Below are 2,104 nucleotides of genomic sequence, written 5' to 3'. Positions count from 1 at the left end.
GCGGTGGGCAGCCTCGACTTTGTACTCGGCGGTGAACGACCGGCGTTTACGAGGGGGCATGGTGGCATCCTTCCAGCGGGACCGGTGTCCCGCCAAATCGATGTCCACTTTCAGGGGGAAACCTCAGTGCACACCTGCGTCCCGTTCGACCCGGAATCGAAGGGCGGCAGCGAAGCAACCGTCAAGATCGCCAAAGCGGATCTGGTGCCCACGGATGCGAATCTGCTGCCGGACTATGTTTCGTTCGCCGAGCTCGAGGCGGCCTGCGAGCGGTTCTGCGCCACGGTCAATGCGCGTCGGCACCGCGAGAGCGCCCGCATCCCGGACGAGGCGCTGGCCGAGGAACGCGCCCGCCTGCACACGCTGCCGTCGGCCCCGCACACCCTGGCGCTGGGCACCACCCGCAGTGTCGGCACCGATCAGACGATCCGGTTCGGGTCGGTGCGCTATTCGACCCCGCCCGGGTTGGTCGGCGCCGAAGTGTGGGTGCGCGCTGCCGGCACCGACCTGGTGGTCGTTGCCGATCTCGACGCGCTGCCACAGGCCCCGGACTGGGCCGAGAACAAGCGGGGTTTGAGTGAGGTTGCCCGGCATCTGCTTTCGACGCCGGGGAATCCGCGGATCGACCCGGCGCACTACCCGAGCCATCCGCAGGACCCGGATGGTGCCCCGAAGCCGCCGGTCCCGAAGGCCCGCTCCGCGGCCGAGGCCCGGTTCCTCGATCTCGGGCCCGGCGCGCACACCTGGTTGATCGCGGCGTCGGCGGCCGGGACGGTGCGGATCCGGGCGAAGATGACCGCCGCGGTGGAGTTGGCGGTGTTCGTCGGCGCCGCCACCGTCGATGCAGCGTTGGCGGTGGCGGCCGAGGCCGGCCGATTCTCCGACGGTGATCTGCCGGCGATCGTCGCGCACCACACCGACACCGCAGCCGAGTCCGGGCGCGTCGTCGCCGACGAGGCGCATTCGGTTCAGCCCGGCACCGCGGCCTGGGCCGGGTTCGGTGCCGCCGGAACCGGAGTCGGGTCATGAACCCTACTGCGCCACCGTTGCCCGACGATCTGGTTGCCGTCCTCAAGCGGATGCGCCTGCCGTATCTCCGGGCTGCCGCGCCGCAGGTGCTGGCGACCGCGAAAGCGCAGCGGTGGGATCCGACCGAGGTCCTCAAGGTCCTTCTCGACGAGGAGGTCCGTGGTCGGGACGAGGCGACGAAGGCGATGCGCCGCAAAACCGCGGGGCTTCCCGCCGGGAAGACGTTTTCTTCATGGCGGGAACAGGATTCGTCGATTCCGGCTCCGACCCAGCAGGCCCTGGCTACGTTGGAATGGGTGCAGCGCGCCGAGAACCTGGCGGTCAGTGGGCCGTCGGGGACCGGCAAGACGCATTTCGTCGAGGCGCTCGCGCATGCGGTGATCGACGCGGGGATGCGGGTGTCGTGGTTCAGTCTCGAATCGTTGACCGCGGCGATCGGGCGGGCGGCGGTGGACGGGTCGATCACCAAGACCATCACCAAGATCACCCGCGCCGAGTTGATCGTCGTCGACGACATCGGCATGCTGCCGTCCGGTCAGGCCGCCGCCGAAGCGTTCTATCGGCTCGTCGACGCCGCCTACGAGCGTCGCAGTGTGGTGGTGACCAGCAACCTTCACCCGTCCGGGTTCGACACGATCATGCCGAAAACCCTCGCGACCGCCGCGGTCGACCGGTTGCTGCACCACGCGCATGTCGTGATCACCGAGGGCACCTCACTGCGGCTGCAGGACGCCACCGCCGGACGCGGGGTGATTCCGTTGACCTGACCCGGTGCGGGAGATCAGCTGACCGCCGACAGGGAGATCAGCTGTCCGCGCACAGGGACACCACCTGTCCGCCCACAGGGACGCCCTCATGTCCCTTGACAAGGATGCGCCTTCTCATGTTCGGTCCTTCTTTCCGGAACCGCCGGTCCTGGCATTCGAACGCCCGGAGGCCGGCCATTCCGGCTCTTCGCACTTCGTAGGGGCGTGATGTTGTCCGACCCCGTGCCGTGTCGGTGATTGAAAAAGGGCCCGCGCCCTTGTGAGCTGGGTGTTCTTCAGGCAACCAGACCAGCAAGGAACGCGGGCAT

The 2,104-nt window shown here is 68.5% G+C and carries 2 protein-coding genes; both read left to right on the top strand.

The features are described from left to right. Positions 1-126: 126 nt before the first annotated feature. On the top strand, positions 127-1,029 hold the full coding sequence (locus tag WAX14_RS12750; protein ID WP_422628427.1) for a Mu transposase domain-containing protein: 903 nt from the start codon (positions 127-129) through the stop codon (positions 1,027-1,029). Beyond that, on the top strand, positions 1,026-1,796 hold the full coding sequence (gene istB, locus WAX14_RS12745) for an IS21-like element helper ATPase IstB (protein WP_422628426.1): 771 nt from the start codon (positions 1,026-1,028) through the stop codon (positions 1,794-1,796). Before WAX14_RS12750 ends, istB begins: the two co-directional genes overlap by 4 nt. The last annotated feature ends 308 nt before the right edge of the window (positions 1,797-2,104 follow it).

Source organism: Rhodococcus sp. (in: high G+C Gram-positive bacteria) (genome assembly GCF_049299235.1).
In the GTDB taxonomy this organism is placed as follows: Bacteria; Actinomycetota; Actinomycetes; order Mycobacteriales; family Mycobacteriaceae; genus Rhodococcus.
Note: the sequence above shows the minus strand (reverse complement) of the source record. Positions and strands in the feature narration are given on the sequence as shown.